General features: G+C 58.3%; 17 protein-coding genes. 5 read left to right on the forward strand and 12 right to left on the reverse strand.

Annotation, left to right across the window (positions count from 1 at the left end; all coding sequences use genetic code 11):
* The first annotated feature begins 133 nt into the window (after positions 1-133).
* From argS to FJW00_RS04795, 5 genes are all read left to right on the forward strand, one after another.
* Entirely contained in the window at positions 134-1,864 is a 1,731-nt protein-coding gene (gene argS, locus FJW00_RS04775) for an arginine--tRNA ligase (RefSeq protein WP_140923174.1), read from the forward strand.
* Positions 1,865-1,947: 83 nt separating this feature from the next.
* Positions 1,948-2,865, forward strand: a complete 918-nt coding sequence (locus tag FJW00_RS04780; protein ID WP_140923175.1) for a LysR family transcriptional regulator — start codon at positions 1,948-1,950, stop codon at positions 2,863-2,865.
* A gap of 232 nt (positions 2,866-3,097) precedes the next feature.
* On the forward strand, positions 3,098-4,096 hold the full coding sequence (locus tag FJW00_RS04785; RefSeq protein ID WP_140923176.1) for an aldo/keto reductase: 999 nt from the start codon (positions 3,098-3,100) through the stop codon (positions 4,094-4,096).
* Positions 4,097-4,147: 51 nt separating this feature from the next.
* The gene (locus tag FJW00_RS04790; protein ID WP_072052719.1) at positions 4,148-4,483 is read left to right on the forward strand and encodes a type II toxin-antitoxin system RelE/ParE family toxin; all 336 of its coding nucleotides are present in this window, start codon (positions 4,148-4,150) and stop codon (positions 4,481-4,483) included.
* 84 nt (positions 4,484-4,567) lie between these two features.
* Positions 4,568-4,900 (forward strand): HigA family addiction module antitoxin, encoded by a 333-nt coding sequence (locus FJW00_RS04795; RefSeq protein ID WP_046102057.1) that lies wholly within the window; start codon positions 4,568-4,570, stop codon positions 4,898-4,900.
* A gap of 130 nt (positions 4,901-5,030) precedes the next feature.
* Here the strand turns inward: FJW00_RS04795 and flhE are convergent, their stop codons facing one another.
* From flhE to cheA, 12 genes are all read right to left on the reverse strand, one after another.
* Entirely contained in the window at positions 5,031-5,423 is a 393-nt protein-coding gene (gene flhE, locus FJW00_RS04800) for a flagellar protein FlhE (RefSeq protein WP_140923177.1), read from the reverse strand.
* Entirely contained in the window at positions 5,423-7,522 is a 2,100-nt protein-coding gene (gene flhA, locus FJW00_RS04805; RefSeq protein WP_046102007.1) for a flagellar biosynthesis protein FlhA, read from the reverse strand. The genes flhE and flhA overlap by 1 nt, the downstream gene beginning before the upstream one ends.
* The gene (gene flhB, locus FJW00_RS04810; protein WP_046102008.1) at positions 7,515-8,666 is read right to left on the reverse strand and encodes a flagellar biosynthesis protein FlhB; all 1,152 of its coding nucleotides are present in this window, start codon (positions 8,664-8,666) and stop codon (positions 7,515-7,517) included. Before flhB ends, flhA begins: the two co-directional genes overlap by 8 nt.
* Positions 8,667-8,857: 191 nt before the next feature.
* Complete coding sequence (cheZ, locus tag FJW00_RS04815) at positions 8,858-9,499, reverse strand: protein phosphatase CheZ (RefSeq protein WP_009089682.1); 642 nt, start codon at positions 9,497-9,499, stop codon at positions 8,858-8,860.
* Positions 9,500-9,508: 9 nt separating this feature from the next.
* On the reverse strand, positions 9,509-9,898 hold the full coding sequence (gene cheY, locus FJW00_RS04820; RefSeq protein WP_003849158.1) for a chemotaxis response regulator CheY: 390 nt from the start codon (positions 9,896-9,898) through the stop codon (positions 9,509-9,511).
* A 39-nt stretch (positions 9,899-9,937) separates the two neighbouring features.
* Entirely contained in the window at positions 9,938-10,987 is a 1,050-nt protein-coding gene (locus FJW00_RS04825) for a protein-glutamate methylesterase/protein-glutamine glutaminase (protein WP_140923178.1), read from the reverse strand.
* Positions 10,987-11,859 carry a protein-glutamate O-methyltransferase CheR gene (gene cheR, locus FJW00_RS04830; RefSeq protein ID WP_009089677.1) on the reverse strand — a complete coding sequence of 291 codons (873 nt, stop codon included), beginning with the start codon at positions 11,857-11,859 and terminating at the stop codon, positions 10,987-10,989. Before cheR ends, FJW00_RS04825 begins: the two co-directional genes overlap by 1 nt.
* Positions 11,860-11,937: 78 nt before the next feature.
* Positions 11,938-13,614, reverse strand: coding sequence for a methyl-accepting chemotaxis protein (locus tag FJW00_RS04835; RefSeq protein ID WP_046102009.1), 1,677 nt, complete (start codon positions 13,612-13,614; stop codon positions 11,938-11,940).
* 104 nt (positions 13,615-13,718) lie between these two features.
* Positions 13,719-15,281 carry a methyl-accepting chemotaxis protein gene (locus FJW00_RS04840; RefSeq protein ID WP_140923179.1) on the reverse strand — a complete coding sequence of 521 codons (1,563 nt, stop codon included), beginning with the start codon at positions 15,279-15,281 and terminating at the stop codon, positions 13,719-13,721.
* 243 nt (positions 15,282-15,524) lie between these two features.
* Positions 15,525-17,198 carry a methyl-accepting chemotaxis protein gene (locus tag FJW00_RS04845; protein WP_140923180.1) on the reverse strand — a complete coding sequence of 558 codons (1,674 nt, stop codon included), beginning with the start codon at positions 17,196-17,198 and terminating at the stop codon, positions 15,525-15,527.
* Positions 17,199-17,360: 162 nt separating this feature from the next.
* The gene (gene cheW, locus FJW00_RS04850; RefSeq protein WP_009089670.1) at positions 17,361-17,855 is read right to left on the reverse strand and encodes a chemotaxis protein CheW; all 495 of its coding nucleotides are present in this window, start codon (positions 17,853-17,855) and stop codon (positions 17,361-17,363) included.
* Positions 17,856-17,878: 23 nt separating this feature from the next.
* Positions 17,879-19,861, reverse strand: coding sequence for a chemotaxis protein CheA (gene cheA / locus FJW00_RS04855; protein ID WP_181161907.1), 1,983 nt, complete (start codon positions 19,859-19,861; stop codon positions 17,879-17,881).
* Positions 19,862-19,871 lie beyond the last annotated feature (10 nt).

Here is a 19,871-nt window from a genome sequence, read left to right on the forward strand (position 1 = left end):
CTTTCCCCCTCATTTTTTTCCGTTTTGTCTGCCTCATCCGTTTCTGCCCGTCCGTGACGCGATGCTGTCAGGCAAGATGATGACAGTCCGGCTTAGCAGGCTCGGGCGTTGTTCAGCTTATGAAGGTAACTCGGTGAATATTCAGGCACTTCTTTCCGCAAAAGTCAGTCAGGCAATGGTTTTAGCCGGCGCACCCGCCGATTGCGAACCGCAGGTTCGTCAGTCCGCCAGGGTCCAGTTTGGAGACTATCAGGCCAACGGTATTATGGCCGTGGCGAAAAAGCTGGGACAGGCTCCGCGACAATTAGCGGAAGCGGTGATCCAGCATCTCGACCTGACCGGCATCGCCAGCAAAGTCGAAATCGCCGGACCGGGCTTCATCAATATTTTCCTTGATCACGCCTGGCTGGCGAAGCATGCCCGTGAAGCCCTGAGTCTGCCGCGTCTGGGCGTGCAGCTGGCTGAGCCTCAGACGATCGTGGTCGACTACTCTGCGCCTAACGTCGCCAAAGAGATGCACGTGGGCCACGTCCGTTCCACCATCATTGGTGATGCCGCCGTTCGTACGCTGGAGTTTCTCGGCCATCGGGTGATCCGTGCGAACCACGTCGGCGACTGGGGCACTCAGTTCGGCATGCTGATCGCGTTCCTGGAAAAGCAGCAGAACGAGAATCACGCAGAGATGGCGCTGGCCGATCTCGAAGCCTTCTACCGTGAAGCCAAGCGCACCTATGACGAAGATCCTGAGTTTGCCGTGCGCGCACGCAGCTACGTGGTGAAATTACAGGGTGGCGATCCTTACTGCCGTGAGATGTGGAAGAAGCTGGTCGACATCACGATGAGTCAGAACCAGAAGATTTATGACCGCATGAACGTCACCCTGACCCGCGACGATGTGATGGGTGAGAGTCTTTACAACGATATGCTGCCTGGCATCGTGGCTGACCTGAAACAGAAAGGGTTAGCCGTCGAGAGTGAAGGCGCGACCGTGGTGTTCCTGGATGAGTTCCAGAACAAAGAAGGTGAGCCGATGGGCGTCATCATCCAGAAGAAGGATGGTGGCTACCTCTACACCACGACCGATATCGCCTGTGCGAAATATCGTTATGAGACCCTGAAAGCTGACCGTGTTCTTTACTACATTGACTCCCGTCAGCATCAGCACCTGGTGCAGGCCTGGACTATCGTGCGTAAAGCCGGTTATGTTCCGGAGTCGGTGCCGCTCGAACACCATGCCTTTGGCATGATGCTGGGCAAAGATGGCCGTCCGTTCAAAACCCGCAGCGGTGGCACCATCAAGCTTTCCGACCTTCTGGATGAAGCTTATCAGCGTGCTTACACGCTGGTGCGCGAGAAGAACCCGGAGATGAGCGAAGCGGAAGTCAAAACGCTGGCGGAAGTGGTCGGGATCAGCGCGGTGAAATATGCTGACCTTTCCAAGAGCCGCACCACCGACTACATCTTCGACTGGGACAACATGCTGGCCTTCGAGGGTAACACGGCGCCTTACATGCAGTATGCCTACACCCGCGTACTCTCGGTGTTCCGCAAGGCGGGTATTGATGCCGATTCGCTGGATGCAGAGATTGTCATCAGCGAAGAGCGCGAAGCCCAACTGGCGACCCGCCTGCTGCAGTTCGAAGAGATCATCACTCAGGTTGCCCGTGACGGCACTCCCCATGTGATGTGTGCCTATCTCTACGATCTGGCCGGTCTTTTCTCCGGCTTCTACGAGCACTGCCCGATCCTGACGGCAGAGTCAGAGTCAACCCGCCTGAGCCGGCTGCAGCTGGCTGCGCTGACTGCGAAGACGCTGAAGCAGGGTCTGGATACGCTGGGCATCGACACCGTCGAGCGCATGTAATCGTCGCGACGGAGAGGGCCTTCCCTCTCCGTCGCTGACCGCTCCTGCCCTATTCCCCCTTCTCTGAGTGGCAGAACGATCTCATGTCTGTAGCAGCGCATCTCATCAGCCGTCACCTCCCTGCGGTAAAGCAGTTGCAATGCTTTCTGGCGGTCGCGCATGAGCTCAACTTTCGCCGGGCCGCCGAACGCCTCAGAATGACGCAGCCTCCCCTGACCCGCCAGATTCAGAGTCTGGAAGATCTGCTGGGGCAGCCCCTCTTCAGCCGGACGCCCCATGAGGTGACGCTCACCGAAGCCGGGCAGGCCCTGGTTGCTAAAGCGGAAGCGATCCTCATCGCCCTCGAAGCCTTAACCCAGGATGCGGGCGCTGTTGCCTTGCGCCTGCGTATCGGCGTAACCCGAACGCTGAACTTTGAAGCTATCACGCCGCTTAACCAGCAGCTCGTGGCACTTCATGCCAGTGAAGAGATGGAGATGCCCAGCCTGACCTCCGCGCAGCTGATGCAGAACCTGGCCCGTAACACGCTCGATTTAATCCTCACCGGAGAAAAAGGCGCGGAGGCTGATGAGGCCGTCCATTACGCCTGGGTTTACCGCGAGCCGCTGCTGGTCGTCCTGCCCGCCTCTCATCCTGCCGCACGGGCGGAACAGGTTTCGCCTGAGGCCGTGGCTGACCTGCCCCTGTTCTGGTTCGCGCGCAGTGCTAATCCGCTGTTCTACGACAAATGTGAGCGCTACTTTGCTACGCTCAGCGTAGCGCTGAAACGGCAGCGGGAGCCGGAAGATTCACTGCTGATGCTGTCGCATATCGCCAGAGGCAAGGGTTTCGCCCTGATGCCCCGGTCAAAATGTACCTTCAATCAGGCCGGACTCTGCTACCGGCCGCTGAGCGAACGCGCGGCCCGGCACCTGGCAATTGATGTTTATGCCGCTATCCGTGCCGATGAAAAAAACGAGGCGGTTCTCGCAGCGCTGGAAAAATTATCCCCTCAAAAGTAAGCCATCCCTTAAAAACAGCCGCACTTCATCGGCGAAAATATATTTACGCTGCTCTCAAAAAGAAGCGTTAATTTCCCATTCCCGCCGTTTTCAGTTGTGCAATTAATAACCTCTCCCGCCACTTATCCGGTTAATTATTCACCTGCCTGATACCTTTCTGGTATTGCCAGAACAGCAATTCATGGCTGTCGGCATGAGTGAAACAATGGCGGCTCACTCACGAGGAGAGACAATGAAAACACGCACGTTATCTCAGGGGCTGGAGGTCAGCGCGATCGGTTATGGTGCAATGGGGCTGAGCGAATTTTATGGTCAGACCGACGACCGCCACTCACTGCAGCTGCTTAACCAGCTACGCGAAACCGGCATCACCTTTATCGACACCGCCGATCTTTATGGCCGCGGCCACAACGAGCAGTTGATCGGTCAGTTTCTTGCCGGGCTGAGCCAGGCTGACCGGCAGACGTTTACCGTCGCTACCAAATGTGGCATCGCCCGGCCAGCGGATGAGGCCTATGCCCGCACCATCAATAATGAGCCGGACTACATTATCCGCAGCTGCCACGCGTCGCTGAAACGGCTGGGCGTTGAGCGCATCGACCTGTTCTATCTGCATCGTATCAGTCCGGCGACACCGATTGAGGAGAGCATGGCGTGCCTCAGCAGTCTGGTGCAGCAGGGCAAGATTGCACAGATTGGATTGTGCGAAGCCTCCGCCGCCACGCTGAAGCGGGCGCATGCCGTGCATCCTCTGGCGGCATTACAGACGGAGTATTCACTCTGGACGCGGGACATTGAGGCGGCGATCCTGCCAATGGTGAAACAGCTCGGCATCGGACTGGTGCCCTACTCGCCGCTGGGCAGAGGTTTTCTTACCGGTAAATACCGTAACAACAGCGATTTTACTGAAGGCGACTTCCGCAAAAATAATGACCGCTTCCAGCAACAAAATCTCAACCACAATCTCAGCCTTGTTAACGCGATCGCGCCGCTGGCTGAGAAATATCACGCCACCAGCGGGCAGATTGCGCTGGCGTGGTTACTGGCTCAGTATGAAAAAGTGGTGCCGATCCCGGGCACGAAGCAGCTCGTCTGGCTTCATGAAAATGCCGGGGCCGCAGAGATTGAACTGGAAGAGGCCGATGTCCGGCTGCTGAATGGCCTGCATCAGCAGATCGAAGTCAAAGGTGGCCGCTACTCTGAAGAGGGAATGAAGGGGGTAAATGGCTGACCCTGATTAGCACTTGCGCACTGTGCAACGGTGCGCTAAGCTGATTTCAACATGATACAGGGAGGTCATGATGTGGCAACGTTAAGGAACATCGACAGTTTCAGGGATGAATGGCTCAGGGACTTTTTTTTATATGGGAAACATTCCGGAAAAATCCCGATGACACTCTCATCAGCCCTGGCCAGAAAGCTCGATATTATTAATGCCGCGGTAAATTATCAGGATCTGAGATCACCACCAGGCAATCGTTATGAGGAGCTGAACCCACCCCTGAAAGGATATGCAGCAATCAGAGTCAATGAGCAATACCGGCTGATTTTCAAATGGATCGACGGTAAGGCTGTTGATCTCTATCTGGACCCGCATAGCTACAAAAGACACAAATGATAATCACCAGACATCCTGATGTCGGACGCTGCCACCTTGCCGGCAGCATTATCAGACGCTGAAAGAGATGAAGAGAGCAACGATATGAATCAGGCGACCCGAAAACCGACTACTGTTGGCGACGTGTTACTTTACGAATACCTGGAGCCAGCTGGCCTGAAAATCCTTGATTTAGCAGAGATGCTGAAGGTACACCGTAACACCGTCAGCGCTCTGGTGAACAATAACAGGAAGCTGACACCGGATATGGCTTTCAGACTGGCTGCGGCCTTTGAGACCAGTGTGGAGTTCTGGCTTAACCTGCAGAACAGTGTTGATGTCTGGGAAGTGATGCACGATGCACGCGCTCAGGAGGAGATCAGTCGCGTAACCCCGCTGAAGACGTTTCTGGCGCAGAAAGAGAATCAGGTGGCGTGAAAGTGAAGAACGTCGCCCTGACGGCGCGTTTACAGGCAAATCTTTCAACGGACACCAGGGCCGCGCTGAGCGCGCCCTGATATCACATCTCCCGGATCTCAGGCTTCTTTCAGGCTCTCCGGTAACCGCCCTACTCGTAGTTGACCATCACTTCGCTGCTGACCACCCGCAAACCTGGCGGCAGCGCCCCGCTTCCGGCAAAACCAAACACCATATGCAGCGGTTCATCGGCACTCAGATGGGCCAGCCCGCGCGTCACCCCGCTGGCCCCCTCCAGCGTTGCGCAGCGCTCCACGCCGCAGAGCCGCACCTCCAGACCGGAAGGCGCCGGCCGGCTCAGCTCATAACGCCAGCTGATTACGCTGACCTCACCGCCCACACCGGTGGGGGGCGTCAGCGGCTGCGACCGCATCCAGCTGCCCCGGTTTGCCAGCGGTGGCCCGCTGGCACTGCCACTCCAGGCCCCGCCGGCCGCCTGTGCCATCAGCGGCAGCAGCAACAACAGAGCGATTGGCCAGCGCATTATTTGCCTCCGATAGTGGCGGTCATGCGGATCTGGCGGTTGTCGCTCAGCTCCAGATTTGAAATTACCACCAGCTGTGGCAGGTTGCGGCGCAGGAAACGCGCCAGCAGCGCACGCAGCGGATGATTGACCAGCAGCACCGGTGGTGCGCCCAGCATCTCCTGACGCTGCAACGCCGCCTGTGCCTGGCTTAACAGCCGATCGGCCAGCCCCGGCTCCAGCCCGCCGCCACCCTGCAGGGCCTGCAGCAACAGCCGCTCCAGCGTCGAGTCCAGCCCGATCACCTGCACCTCATCATTACCCGGGAACCACTGCTGGGTAATCGCACGGCCCAGCGCTACACGAACGACGCTGGTCAGCTCCTGCGGATCGCTCTGCACCGGCGCGTGCTCCGCCAGCGTTTCAATGATGGTACGCATATCGCGAATCGACACCCGCTCAACCAGCAGGTTCTGCAACACTTTATGCAGTGTCGTCAGCGTGATCACACCCGGCACCAGATCCTCGGTCAGCTTCGGCATCTCCTGCGTCACCCGATCCAGCAACTGCTGCGCTTCCTGACGACCAAACAGCTCGCTGGCGTACTGACCAATCAGGTGATTCAGGTGGGTCGCGACGACGGTACTGGCTTCCACTACGGTAAAGCCCTGAATCTGCGCCTGCTCTTTCAGCGCGCTGTCAATCCAGACCGCCGCCAGGCCAAAGGCGGGATCAACCGTGGCTTCACCCGGCAGCGAGCCAGCCGCCGTGCCTGGGTTGATCGCCATCCAGCGACCAGGGTACGCATCCCCGCTGCCAATCTCCACCCCTTTCATCAGAATGCGGTAGCGTGCAGGCGGCAGCTCCATATTGTCGCGAATGTGCACGACCGGCGGCAGGAAACCGACATCCTGAGCGACCTTCTTACGGATACTGCGGATACGCCCCAGCAGCTCGCCATTTTGCTGATGATCGACCATCGGAATCAGGCGGTAGCCCACTTCCATGCCCAGCGTGTCTTCCAGCTGCACATCGGTCCAGGAGGCTTCCGTGGTGGCAGGCGTGTCCGCCGCCGCTTTGTTACTGATGCTGCCTGCACTGTCCACTTTCTTCTTCGGCTGCATTTCGCGGCCGCGCAGCCACCAGGCGAGACCCAGTAAGGCCGCGGTAAACAGCAGGAAGACAAAGTTAGGCATGCCCGGCACCAGGCCCAGCAGACCGATTACCCCGGCGCTGAGCATCAGCACGCGCGGATCTTTGAACAGCTGGGTGACCATCTGCTCACCCACATCCTGATCGGTGGCGACGCGCGTCACGATAACACCGGCCGCGGTGGAGATAACCAGCGCCGGGATCTGAGCGACCAGACCATCACCGATGGTCAGCAGGGTATAGGTCTCTGCGGCATGACCCACATCCATACCGTGCTGCACCACGCCGACCAGCAGGCCGCCGATGACGTTAATCACCATGATCATGATGCCTGCGATGGCATCCCCGCGAACGAACTTACTGGCACCGTCCATCGAGCCATAAAAGTCCGCTTCCTGGGTCACTTCCGCACGGCGACGCTTGGCCTCATCTTCGCCAATCAGACCGGCGTTGAGGTCGGCATCGATTGCCATCTGCTTACCGGGCATCCCGTCCAGCACAAAGCGCGCGCCAACTTCCGCGATACGCCCGGCACCCTTGGTAATAACCATGAAGTTGATGATGACGAGGATGATAAACACCACAATACCGATGGCGAAGTTCCCGCCCACCAGGAAGTGGCCGAACGCTTCCACCACCTGCCCCGCCGCCGCGGCCCCCGTGTGTCCTTCCATCAGGATGATACGGGTCGACGCGACGTTGAGCGCCAGGCGCAGCAGCGTAGAGAAGAGCAGGATGGTCGGGAATGCCGCAAACTCCAGGGTCCGCTGGGTGAACATCGACACCAGCAGGATCATGATTGACAGCGCAATGTTAAAGGTAAACAGCAGATCGAGGATGAATGGCGGTAAAGGCAGCACCATCATCGACAGGATCATCAGGATCAGCACCGGACCTGCCAGCACCTGCCACTGCATCTCTTTAAAGTTGCCCGGTAAACGTAGTTTTGCGGCCAGGTTGTTAGCCATCGTTTTTGCTCTCTCCTGCAAAGTCCATCTCTGCCGGAACCGGCAGGTTTTTTGGTTTGGCTGGGATCAGGCCGCCTTCACGCTTCCAGCGGCGTGACTGCCAGACCCATGCCAGTACCTCTGCCACGGCAGCATAAAGCGCGCCGGGGATGTGCTGACCAATCTCAGTGTGTCGATACAAGGCACGCGCCAGCGGCGGTGCTTCCAGAACCGGGATACGGTGCTCCGCGCCCAGTTCACGAATTCTCAGGGCTATCTCGCCTGCGCCTTTGGCGACGACTTTTGGCGCACTCATCTTCTTCTCGTTGTACTGCAGCGCCACCGAGTAGTGCGTCGGGTTGGTGACGATCACGTCAGCTTTCGGCACATCCGCCATCATGCGGCGGCGCGCGGCGGCACGCATCTGCTGGCGGATACGCCCCTTAACGTGCGGGTCACCCTCCTGCTGCTTATGCTCGTCGCGGATCTCCTGCATCGACATCTTCAGCTTTTTGAAGTGGCTGTAGAGCTGCCAGAAGACGTCATACCCCACCATCGGCACCAGCCCCAGCATCACCAGCGAACAGCAGACGGCGATCATCTCCATGCCATGGATCAGCGCGTTAATCGGGGCTTCGCTGATCAGCCGCAGCATCTCCGGCCAGTGGCTCCAGATGTACCACCAGCCCACGGCACCGACGAGAATGGTTTTGAGCACGCCTTTAAACAGTTCGGTCCAGGCCTGAGCGGCAAACATCCGCTTGAAACCGGCCATCGGACTCAGTTTTTTCAGGTCGAACTTGATCGATTTGCCGCTGAACACGATACCGCCCAGCAGCATGGGGGCGGCAATCGCCACCAGCACCAGCCCGCCCATCAGGGGCAGCAGCGCCATCAGCGCCTGCGTGATCAGTCCGCCGATGTGGCTGACAATGATTTTGTCATCTCTGACCATGCCATGATCAAAGCGGAGGCCGGTGGCCACCATCGCGGCCAGCCGGTGCGCCATCATGTTGCCGCCTACCCACAGGATCATGATGCCGGCCAGCAGCATCAGTAATGACGTCAGTTCGCGCGAACGCGGAATCTGGCCCTCTTCACGCGCTTTCTCAAGTCGGTGGGCCGTGGGCGATTCTGTTTTGTCTTCGTCGCTTTCTTCAGCCACGACAAACCTCAGCTGGCAGGAATTCTGAGCATAGGATGCCAAATCTGGCTTAAGTCAAAGCGGAGATAAGATGGGGAAAAAGGGCGTTCTTTCGGGGATGAATCTGGCAATGGGGAACGGGGCCACCGGAGGGTGACCCTGTTTCAGGGGAGTACAGCGCTGTTGCCCGCCCGCAGGCGGACAACATCGGGTCAGAACCCTAAGCTGTCCAGCAGGTCATCAACCTGATCCTGGTTCGCCACCACGCCCGGTGCATCGGCGTGGATCTGCGGCCCGTTCAGCAGGCTGGTGCCCTCCTGGCGCTTCTCTGCGCTGACTTCCGGCATGTTCTCCAGCAGCACCATCAACAGCTGGCGCTCAATCTCCTGGATGACATCCATCATGCGCTTGATTACCTGACCGGTCAGATCCTGGAAATCCTGCGCCATCATGATGGCCAGCAGCTGTTTGTTGGTGAAGGAGGTATGCTCTGGCACAGCGTCGAGGAATGCGCGCGTATCCGTCACCAACTCCCGCGCATCACCCAGTTCAATCGGGTTCTCAAACCACTCATCCCAACGCCCTTTCAGCTGAGTTGCCCCGGCTTCCATTTTATCCTGATGTGGCTGAGCTGCTTCAACACAGTTCAGCGCACGGTCGGCGGCCTGCGCCGTCATCTGCACCACGTAATCCAGACGGTCGCGGGCATCAGGAATAGCTTCAGCGGCATCGGCGATGGCTTTATCCAGCCCCAGCTCGCGCAGGCTGTCGCGCAGCATGCGGGTCAGAGACCCGATGCGACTGATGATGTCGTGTGCCGAGGCATCCATAGTTGGTTTCGGAAGGTCGCTCATCACATCTCCTTACATGCCCAGTTTTTCAAAAATTTTACCCAGCTTCTCTTCCAGGGTAGCGGCGGTGAAAGGCTTCACCACATATCCGCTGGCGCCTGCCTGAGCAGCAGCAATAATGTTCTCTTTCTTCGCTTCTGCGGTCACCATCAACACCGGCAGCGTGCTCATCGCCGCGTCGGCACGAATGGTCTGCAGCAGCTGCAGGCCATCCATGTTTGGCATGTTCCAGTCAGAAATGACGAAGTCAAAACCGCCTGCTTTCAGTTTGCCAAGGGCATCCACACCATCTTCTGCTTCTTCTACGTTATTGAAGCCCAGCTCTTTCAGCAGGTTACGGACAATACGACGCATCGTATTGAAGTCGTCTACTACCAAAAAGCGCATGTTTTTATCAGCCATATCTACTCCTGAGTTGTCTCGCCCGGCAGGACGGGCCTGTTAAATACGCAATGCCTGTCCGGCGCTAATTTTCGCCAGCATGTGCTGGCTGATGTTGCTTAAATCCACGACTTCATTCACACCGCCTGTGGTAATTGCCTCACGCGGCATGCCAAATACCACACAGCTGGCCTCGCTCTGGGCGATGGTCCAGGCTCCCGCCCGGTTCATCTCCAGCATCCCGGCGGCGCCGTCGTTGCCCATACCGGTGAGGATCACCCCCACCGCATTTCGTCCGGCGTTGATCGCCACCGATTTGAACAGCACATCCACCGACGGTTTGTGCCGGTTAACCGGCGGGCCGTCATTGAGCTTCACAACATAGTTGGCACCGCTTCGGGCCAGCTCCATATGCATCGCGCCTGGCGCGATATAGGCGTGACCCGGCAGAATACGCTCGCCATCTTCCGCCTCTTTCACCGTGATCTGACACAGCTTGTTCAGACGCTCGGCAAAGGAGCGGGTAAAGCCTGGCGGCATGTGCTGGGTAATCAGCAATGCCGGGCTGGTCGCCGGTAACGGCTGCAGCACATGACGGATCGCCTCGGTGCCGCCGGTAGAGGAGCCAATCGCAATCAGTTTCTCACTACTCAGCAGCGGCCCTGCTTTCAGCGTCACCGGGGCCGGCATCGCGGCGCGGTTATGCAGACGGGCACGGGCCGCGGCGCGGATCTTGTCGCCAATCATCTGGCTGTAAGCCAGCATCCCTTCGCGGATGCCGAGCTGGGGCTTGGTGACGAAATCGACCGCCCCCAGTTCCAGCGCCCGCAGCGTAATCTCGGAGCCTTTTCCGGTCAGCGAGGAGACCATCACGACCGGCATCGGGCGTAACCGCATCAGTTTTTCCAGGAAATCGAGGCCATCCATGCGCGGCATTTCCACATCCAGCGTCAGCACCTGCGGATTGAACTGCTTAATCAAATCGCGGGCGACCAGCGGATCCGGCGCCGTAGCGACCATCTCCATATCCGGATGACTGTTGATGATTTCCGTCATCAGTTGCCGCATCAGCGCAGAGTCATCTACGCACATCACGGTGATTTTGCTCATCATCTTTCCTTCGTCAGTCCATAGACGGTTTGTCCGCGCAGCCAGAACTCTTTACTGATCTGACTGAAGTTCTCTGAGTGACCGGCGAACAGAATGCCGCCCGGCTTCAGCAGCGGGACAAACCGACGCAGAATCTTCTCCTGCGTCTCTTTATCGAAATAGATCATCACATTGCGACAGAAAATGGCGTCAAACGGCCCCGGCAGCGCCCACTCGTTAGCCAGCAGGTTAAGCTGGGCGAACGTGACCAGGCCACTGAGCTCAGGGCGCGCCCGCACCATGCCTGCATGCGGCCCGGTTCCGCGCAGGAAGAAGCGCTGCATCTGCGCCGGTGACAGCGTGCGTAACTCTTCCTGGCGATAGACGCCGGAGACCGCTTTTTCCAGTACCTGGGTGTCGATATCGCTGGCGTGAACCTGAAATTTGCCGGGTCCGGTCCCCAGCGTTTCGGCCAGCGTCATGGCGATCGAATAGGGTTCTTCGCCGGTTGACGCCGCGGTGCTCCAGACGCTGAAATTGCCCTGACGCTTACGTGCATGCTCCGCCAGAATCGGGAAGTGATGCGCTTCACGGAAGAACGCGGTCAGGTTGGTTGTCAGGGCGTTAATAAACGCCTGCCACTCGGCACTGTTCGGGTCGGACTCCAGCAGCGCCAGGTAGCGACCAAAATCGTCGATGTTCAGCGTGCGCAGACGACGAACCAGACGGTTGTAAACCATCTCACGCTTGTGATCGGCCAGTACGATACCGGCACGCTGATAGATCAGCTGGCTGATACGGCGAAAATGCGCATCGGAGAGCGGCAGGCGCTGCACCATCTGTGACAGCAGCGTTGTCGTCTCATTTTGATCTAATATCGTCGATTTTTTCATCTCTGCACCTGGCCCGAACTGAATACATTAACTCTGCTGCGATGTCCGGCCGCGAAACGGCGGCCGGACGACGGGCGATTAAAAGGTTTCCCAGTTGTCGTCACTGCGCGCAGCAGACTGACGGCCAACGGCTAACGGCGCATCAAGCTGTAGGGTTTTTGTCGCCGTTGTCTTGTTAACGGCCTGAGCGACAAATTCTTTACCAATATTGAACACTGAAACCGCCTGTTTTAAGTGACTTGCCTGATCTTCGAGCGCCGCAGCGGCTGCCGCTGACTCTTCGACCAGTGAGGCGTTCTGCTGGGTCACGCGATCCATCTCGGTGACCGCCAGGCCAACCTGGTCGATACCGCGGCTCTGCTCGTCTGACGCAGAGGCGATTTCACCCATGATGTCGGTCACGCGGGTTACCGCGCTGACGATGTTGCTCATGGTGTCACCGGCGCTTTCTACCAGCACCGAGCCGGTGTTCACGCGACTCACGGAATCTTCAATCAGGCCTTTGATCTCTCTTGCGGCCTGGGCGCTGCGCTGCGCCAGGCTGCGCACTTCACCGGCCACCACGGCAAAACCGCGCCCCTGTTCACCCGCACGGGCGGCTTCAACCGCCGCGTTCAGCGCCAGAATGTTGGTCTGGAAGGCGATACCGTCGATGACGCTGGTGATATCGGCAATTTTCTTCGAGCTGCCCGCAATCTCTTTCATGGTGGTGACCACGCCATCCACCACTTTGCCGCCCTGCTGCGCGGTTTCCGAGGCGGTCAGCGCCAGCTTGGACGCCTGACGGGCGTTTTCGGCGTTCTGCTTCACGGTGGCCGTCAGCTGCTCCATACTGGCCGCGGTCTGCTCCAGAGAGGCCGCCTGCTCTTCCGTACGCGAAGAGAGATCGTTGTTGCCGATAGCGATTTCGCTGGCACCGGTGTAGATGGCGTCAGAGCCATCACGCACGGTACGTACGGTACGTACCAGCTCCTGCTGCATGTGCTGCAGAGAGGTCAGTAACTCACCGATTTCGTTTCGCACGCTAATCTCTATCGGCTGAGTCAGATCGCCACGTGCAATGTGCTGGATATGTTCCATGCTCTGACGCAGCGGACGGATCAGCACCGAGCGCATCACATTCCAGACCAGGATAATCATCAGCAGCGTGACCGCCAGCGTGGCCACCACGATGGTGATAGAACGGGTATAGGCCTGCTGGTTAGCTTCGACACCCTGCTTCGCCAGGACCTGGTTGTACTCAAGCCAGGCGGTGTAATCTTTCTGGAACTTGTCCTGATAGCTCTGGGTGGGCTGATCGACAAAGCCTTTGAAGTTGCCGGTGGTGAAGAAGACCATCAGCTCCGCCAGCGCATCGTGATAGGCCTTGTAGTTCGCCTGCAGTGCCAGGACGTTTTCGGCCGTTTTGCCCTTCTCCGACAGGTTATCGTTGAAGATCTGATAGTTGATTTCCGCCTGTTTCAGCTCTTCACCCGCCAGTGCCACCAGCTCTTTCACGCTGGCACCCGATCCCGCCATCTGCGCATCCTGCAGAAAACGAATACCGGCGCGGTTGAGGGTGTTGCGCGCCTGAACAAGCGAAACCCATGAGGTGCCCATAGCCTGCTGCAGCGTATTCAGACGCTGGTTGTAGGCAAAGTTATCTTTATCTGAACTGACAGTTTTGAAGAACATTCCGCCGGAAAACAGCTGCAGCAGCGCAAACAGCGCCAGCACACACAGCAGGCCGGAAACAACGCGTACTCGACTAAACATAAACACCTCATTGGTTGCGATTCGTTTTGTTTATCGGCGCAACGTGAGGGAACTTTATGGATGGCGACGGCTTTACGCCGTCACCAGAGTCAAAGGAAGGAAAATCAGGCGCGGGAGATTTTGAAAACGGAGACCGCCTGCATCAGTACGCTGGCCTGCTGCTCCAGTGCGGCGGCCGCGGCGGCCGACTCCTCAACCAGCGAGGCGTTCTGCTGCGTGACGCGATCCATCTCCGTCACCGCCTGTCCGACCTGCTCAATACCGCGGCTCTGCTCATCCGATGCTGAGGCGATTTCGCCCATGATGTCGGTGACGCGGGTGACCGCCCCGACGATCTCGCTCATGGTGCTGCCGGCGCTTTCCACCTGCAGTGAACCACTGTTGACGCGCGACACGGAATCTTCGATCAGGCCTTTAATCTCTTTGGCGGCCTGTGCGCTGCGCTGCGCCAGGCTGCGGACTTCACCGGCCACGACCGCAAAACCGCGACCCTGTTCACCGGCTCGCGCCGCTTCCACGGCGGCGTTCAGCGCCAGGATGTTCGTCTGGAAGGCGATGCCATCGATAACGCTGATGATGTCAGCAATTTTCTTCGAGCTGCCTGCGATCTCTTTCATGGTGCTGACGACACCATCGACCACTTTTCCGCCCTGCTGCGCGGTTTCCGAGGCGGTCAGCGCCAGCTGAGAGGCCTGGCGGGCGTTGTCCGCATTCTGCTTCACGGTGGCGGTCAGCTGTTCCATGCTGGCTGCGGTCTGCTCCAGCGAGGCGGCCTGCTCTTCGGTGCGGGCCGACAGATCGTTGTTACCGGCCGCGATTTCGCTGGCGCCGGTAAAGATGGCATCAGAGCCGTCGCGCACATTGCCGACCGTCATCACCAGTGACTGCTGCATCTCATGGATGCCTGCAGCCAGCTGGCTCATCTCGTTGCGGCCATCAACCACAATCGGCTGTGTCAGATCGCCAGACGCGATAGCACGGATCTGGGTCAGCAGCTGGTGCAGCGGCTGAATCAGCACCTGACGCAGGCCAAACCAGCAGGCGACGATCACGGCAATGACCGTAACGCCAATCGCGCCCAGCAGCCACATCATCTGGGTGAAGGCACGCTGGTTCTGCGCCATGCCCTGATCGGAAAGCTCAGTCTGACGTTCACGCCATGCGCTGTAACTCTCCTGCATGGCAACCTGCTTCTGCTCGATGTTCTGTTTGAACATCCCTTCCAGATCGCGGGCCTGCAGGCTCGCCACCATCCCCTTCAGCCCTTTTTCATATTGCGCATAATCCGCTTCGAGTCTGTCACGCAGCGCCACTTCCAGGCCCGGCGTGGCAGGCAGATCGTAGTAGACTTTGAAGTGACGATCGGCTTCCGCTAACTGACTGTTAGCGCGGTTCATCAGATCATCCAGCTGACCGCCGTTCATCTGCGCCGCCATGCTGGTCTGCAACCGCAGCATGGCACGGTTGAGCGTGGTGCGGCTGTTGTTCAGAGAGATATAGGCATCCGTCATCGAGGTGACGTTGCGGTTAGAGACCTGCGACAGTGCAAAAGCCGCTTTGTCATTATTCAGAGCGGACCAGAAAAGGCTGCCAGACATTAACTGGAGCGCGCCAAAGATAACCAGTACGGCGATTAAACTGGTCACCACTTTTATTTTTTTTAACATCTCGTTCCCCTGCAGGTTGATTAAGGTGCAGCGGCTATATCGGCGTGATTACGGGATTAATTAACGCTTTTCGGCACCTGAAGACCGAAAATGGCTTTTGTAATTATTTTTATCAGCGCGGGGCTATCAGTTTGACTTTAGTCAGAAAAATCATGGAGGGCGCTGCGCAGCCCGCAGGATGCGCAGCGTTAAATCGCACGGATCGCCAGTGCGTTTCACTGGCGTGTGGCGTTCTGTCAGCGGTCAGAAGGTTTCCCAGTGGGTGTCACTGACCGGTGCCGTCAGGGCTTTGCGTGAGACCGGCAGCGCGGTCACGGGGGCGGCGATCGGCACATGCTTCGTCAGGGTCTGTGGGGCAGCGTCGCGTCTGATTTTAAACAGCGATACGGACTGGCTTAACCGGCTGGCCTGATCTTCCAGCGAGGCCGCCGCGGCCGCAGACTCCTCTACCAGCGAGGCGTTCTGCTGGGTGACACGATCCATTTCGGTGACCGCCTCCCCCACCTGATCAATTCCCCGACTCTGCTCATCAGAGGCCGAGGCGATTTCGCCCATGATGTCGGTGACGCGGGTCACCGCGCTGACGATATCGTTCATGGTTTCACCGGCGGTGCCGACCAGCTGTGAGCCAATGCTGACCCGGTTGACCGAGTCGTCGATCAGCCCTTTGATCTCTTTGGCCGCCTGGGCGCTGCGCTGCGCCAGGTTGCGCACTTCCCCTGCCACCACCGCAAATCCGCGTCCCTGTTCACCGGCGCGGGCCGCTTCCACGGCGGCGTTCAGCGCCAGAATGTTGGTCTGGAAAGCGATGCCATCAATCACGCTGGTGATGTCGGCAATCTTCTTCGAGCTGCCGGCGATTTCACTCATGGTTTTCACCACGCCATCCACCACGCTGCCGCCTTTTTCTGCGGTTTGCGACGCACTGAGCGCCAGCTGTGACGCCTGACGGGCGTTTTCGGCGTTCTGTTTCACGGTGGCAGTCAGCTGCTCCATGCTGGCTGCGGTCTGCTCCAGTGAGGCGGCCTGCTGTTCCGTCCGGGCGGAGAGATCATTATTCCCGGCGGAGATCTCACTGGCACCGGTGAAAATCGCATCTGAGCCATCGCGCACCTGGCTGACGGTACGCACCAGCGACTGCTGCATCTCATGCAGACTGGCGGCAAGCTGCGTCATCTCGTTGCGCCCTTCCACGACGATGGTATGGGTTAAATCACCCCCGGCGATATGCCGGATGTGATCGATGCTCTCGTTCAGCGGCGTCAGAACGATTTTACGCAGTCCGGACCAGCAGAGCAGAATCACCGCCAGCACGGCGACCAGAATCGTGCCCAGGATCCACATCATCCGGCTGTAGGCCGCGCTGTTCGCCTCTGCGCCCAGCGAAGCCAGGCGATTCTGATCGGCACGCCACTCACGATAGAGGGTTAAAAAGGCACTCTGACTGGGGGCGACCGGAATTTTACCGGCGGCGGTGAGATCGCCCGCCTGCAGCGCCGTCTGCATGGCACCCAGCGCCCCGGCATAATCCGCGTAGCGCTGGTCGAGCTGGCTGTTAAGTTGCTGATTCTGTCCCGGAGTGTCCGGTGTCTCTTTGAACAGCCGGTAAAAGCCCTCTGCCGACTGCTGGAATCCTTTGCTCTCTTCAAACAGCCCCGCGACGTCGGCAGTTTTGCCCTCCAGTTTGCTGGTGGCGAAACGTAACTGAACACGCGTCAGCAGGACCCGGCTCTGATTCAGGCTGAGATAGGCGTCGTTCAGTGCCTCAGTATTTTTGGCCGCCAGCTGGGAGACCGCGAAACTCTGCTTGTCGTGGCTCAGCGCGGAGTAAAAAACAGAACCGGAGATGGCCTGTAAAAGCCCAAACACCAGCAACACCAGCAACAGACTGGTGACAACACGGATTTTCGTTAACATGATTAACCCTGAAAAAAGTAAGTGATTTGAGGTGACGTCTGAAGTATCGGCAGGAGGAGGCAAAAAATCAGAGGGGGAGACGTGTTTATTATCTGAACAGAAAGGGATAATTACCGGTGAGAATGATCACGGGCCGGTTAAGACCGGCCCGTGATAAACACCTTACGCGCGCAGGTTATCGACCAGCGCCATCTCGTCGCTGCTCAGCAGCTTCTCGATGTCGACCAGAATCAGCATACGCTCGCCGAGCGCACCCAGACCGGTCAGGTATTCGGTAGACATGGTGACCGCGAACTCCGGGGAAGGACGGATCTGATCCTGGGTCAGCGACAGCACATCAGAGACGCCGTCAACCACAATGCCGACCACGCGGTTTTCCAGATTCAGCACGATGACCACGGTGTTGTCATTGTACTCCACATCGGGCTGTGCAAACTTCACGCGCAGATCGATGATCGGCACGATAACGCCGCGCAGGTTGGTTACACCACGGATAAAGTCAGGGGTGTTTGCGATACGGGTAACCTGATCGTAACCGCGGATCTCCTGCACTTTAAGGATATCGATGCCGTACTCTTCGTCGCCCAGCGTGAAAACCAGGAACTCCTGACCTACGGTTTCGCCAGCAATTTTTGTCACGGTTGCCATTCCATTCATGTTATTTACCTTTTCGTTTTCAATCAGGCGGCAGCGCCGGCCACACGTTTTTCACGGTTCAGAGATTGCAGGGCGGAGACATCGACAATCAGCGCGACGCTACCGTCACCCAGAATGGTCGCGGCAGAGATGCCCGGCACCTTGCGATAGTTGCTCTCCAGGTTCTTCACCACCACCTGATGCTGACCAATCAGCTGATCGACCAGCAGCGCATAGCGTTTGCCCGCGCTCTGCAGGATCACGACGATGCCCTGCGTAGCTTCCGTTTTCGCGCCCTGCACATCAAAGACGTTCCACAGTTCAACCAGCGGCAGATATTCACCACGCACTTCCAGCACGCACTCGCCACCCGCCAGCGGCTTCAGCTCTTCGGCGCGCGGTTGCAGCGACTCCATCACCGCATTCAGCGGCAGAATGAAGACTTCGTCGGCCACACGAACGGACATGCCGTCGAGGATGGCCAGCGTCAGAGGCAGCAGGATGCGAATGGTGGTGCCTTTGCCCTGCTTCGAGGCGATTTCGACGTGACCGCCCATCTCCTGAATGTTTCGTTTCACCACGTCCATACCGACGCCGCGTCCGGAAACATCTGTCACCTGCTCTGCGGTGGAGAAGCCTGGCGCGAAGATCAGCATGCCGACCTCTTCATCGCTCATGTTCTCGCTGACCGGCAGGCCGGATGAGAGCGCTTTAGCCAGAATACGTTCACGGTTAAGGCCGGCACCATCGTCGGAGACTTCGATACAGATGTTGCCGCCCTGGTGTTCCGCGGAGAGCGTCAGGTTACCGGTCGCAACCTTGCCAGCCGCCACGCGTTTCTCAGGCGTTTCGATACCGTGGTCCAGGCTGTTACGCACCAGGTGCGTTAACGGGTCGATGATGCGCTCAATCAGGCTCTTATCGAGTTCGGTCGAGCTGCCCAGCAGGGTCAGTTCAACCTCTTTGCCGAGCTTGCTGGCCAGGTCACGCACCAGACGCGGGAAGCGGCTAAAGACATATTCCATTGGCATCATACGAATCGACATCACCGATTCCTGCAGATCGCGGGCATTACGCTCCAGCTGACCCATGCTGTTCAGCAGGTCGCCATGCGCGACCGGGTCCAGCTCGCCGGAACGCTGCGCCAGCATGGACTGGGTGATCACCAGCTCGCCCACCAGGTTGATCAGCTGATCAACCTTCTCTACCGCCACGCGGATACTGGTGGATTCGCTTGATTTGGCCGGGGCCGCGGCGCGCTTGCTTTCACGCTTCGCCGGTGCAACCGGCAGTTCGGTGACGCTGGCCGTGTGGACTTCTTCCACCACGGGCGCGGCAACCGCCGCCACCGGTGCGGCAACGGCGTCGTCCGCCTCCGGGAAGCGGATCTGTGCTTCGTCGATGACGAAGCAGAGCACCGCCACGATGTCATCTTTGCCCACGCCATCGATGCAGACATCCAGCGTGGTGCTGCCTTTCTGCACATTGGTCAGGGTGCCGAGATTGCCCATCTCTTCCAGCATCAGATCGACTTCTTTCTCTTTGAGGTCGATCAGCTGAACACGCAGGCCACTGCTGCTGGTGCTGACAGGTTCTTCACTGACAGGCACCACGCTGACCGGCAGTTCTGCCGGCAGACCTTTAGCCTCCAGCGCCAGCTGGCGCAGTGCTTCACAGATATATTTGAAGCTTTCCGCGTTCGGCTCCTGCGCGGTTTTATATGCATCGAGCTGTTCCTGCATAATATCTTTGGTTTCCAAAAACAGGTTGATGATGTCGGTGCTGAGCTGCATCTCGCCGCGACGAGCACCATCCAGAATGTTTTCCAGGATGTGAGTCGTTTCCTGTAATACCGTAAAACCAAAGGTTCCGGCCCCACCCTTAATGGAGTGAGCGGCACGGAAGATGGCGTTGAGCTGTTCAGAATCTGGCTCCTGCGGGTCAAGGCCCAGCAGGTGTTGTTCCATATCCGCTAATAGCTCATCGGCTTCATCAAAAAACGTCTGGTAAAAATCGCTGATGTCCATACTCACGGGA

Origin of the sequence: Pantoea anthophila (assembly GCF_006494375.1) — a bacterium.
GTDB lineage: Bacteria > Pseudomonadota > Gammaproteobacteria > Enterobacterales > Enterobacteriaceae > Pantoea > Pantoea anthophila.

Bases quoted from the DNA above. Each gene is read 5' to 3' on its own strand.
- FJW00_RS04780 (WP_140923175.1), top strand. From the start codon at position 1,948: ATGTCTGTAGCAGCGCATCTCATCAGCCGTCACCTCCCTGCGGTAAAG.
- FJW00_RS04785 (WP_140923176.1), top strand. From the start codon at position 3,098: ATGAAAACACGCACGTTATCTCAGGGGCTGGAGGTCAGCGCGATCGGT.
- FJW00_RS04790 (WP_072052719.1), top strand. From the start codon at position 4,148: ATGATACAGGGAGGTCATGATGTGGCAACGTTAAGGAACATCGACAGT.
- FJW00_RS04795 (WP_046102057.1), top strand. From the start codon at position 4,568: ATGAATCAGGCGACCCGAAAACCGACTACTGTTGGCGACGTGTTACTT.
- flhE (WP_140923177.1), bottom strand. From the start codon at position 5,423: ATGCGCTGGCCAATCGCTCTGTTGTTGCTGCTGCCGCTGATGGCACAG.
- flhA (WP_046102007.1), bottom strand. From the start codon at position 7,522: ATGGCTAACAACCTGGCCGCAAAACTACGTTTACCGGGCAACTTTAAA.
- cheZ (WP_009089682.1), bottom strand. From the start codon at position 9,499: ATGAGCGACCTTCCGAAACCAACTATGGATGCCTCGGCACACGACATC.
- cheY (WP_003849158.1), bottom strand. From the start codon at position 9,898: ATGGCTGATAAAAACATGCGCTTTTTGGTAGTAGACGACTTCAATACG.
- FJW00_RS04825 (WP_140923178.1), bottom strand. From the start codon at position 10,987: ATGAGCAAAATCACCGTGATGTGCGTAGATGACTCTGCGCTGATGCGG.
- cheR (WP_009089677.1), bottom strand. From the start codon at position 11,859: ATGAAAAAATCGACGATATTAGATCAAAATGAGACGACAACGCTGCTG.
- FJW00_RS04835 (WP_046102009.1), bottom strand. From the start codon at position 13,614: ATGTTTAGTCGAGTACGCGTTGTTTCCGGCCTGCTGTGTGTGCTGGCG.
- FJW00_RS04840 (WP_140923179.1), bottom strand. From the start codon at position 15,281: ATGTTAAAAAAAATAAAAGTGGTGACCAGTTTAATCGCCGTACTGGTT.
- FJW00_RS04845 (WP_140923180.1), bottom strand. From the start codon at position 17,198: ATGTTAACGAAAATCCGTGTTGTCACCAGTCTGTTGCTGGTGTTGCTG.
- cheW (WP_009089670.1), bottom strand. From the start codon at position 17,855: ATGAATGGAATGGCAACCGTGACAAAAATTGCTGGCGAAACCGTAGGT.
- cheA (WP_181161907.1), bottom strand. From the start codon at position 19,861: ATGGACATCAGCGATTTTTACCAGACGTTTTTTGATGAAGCCGATGAG.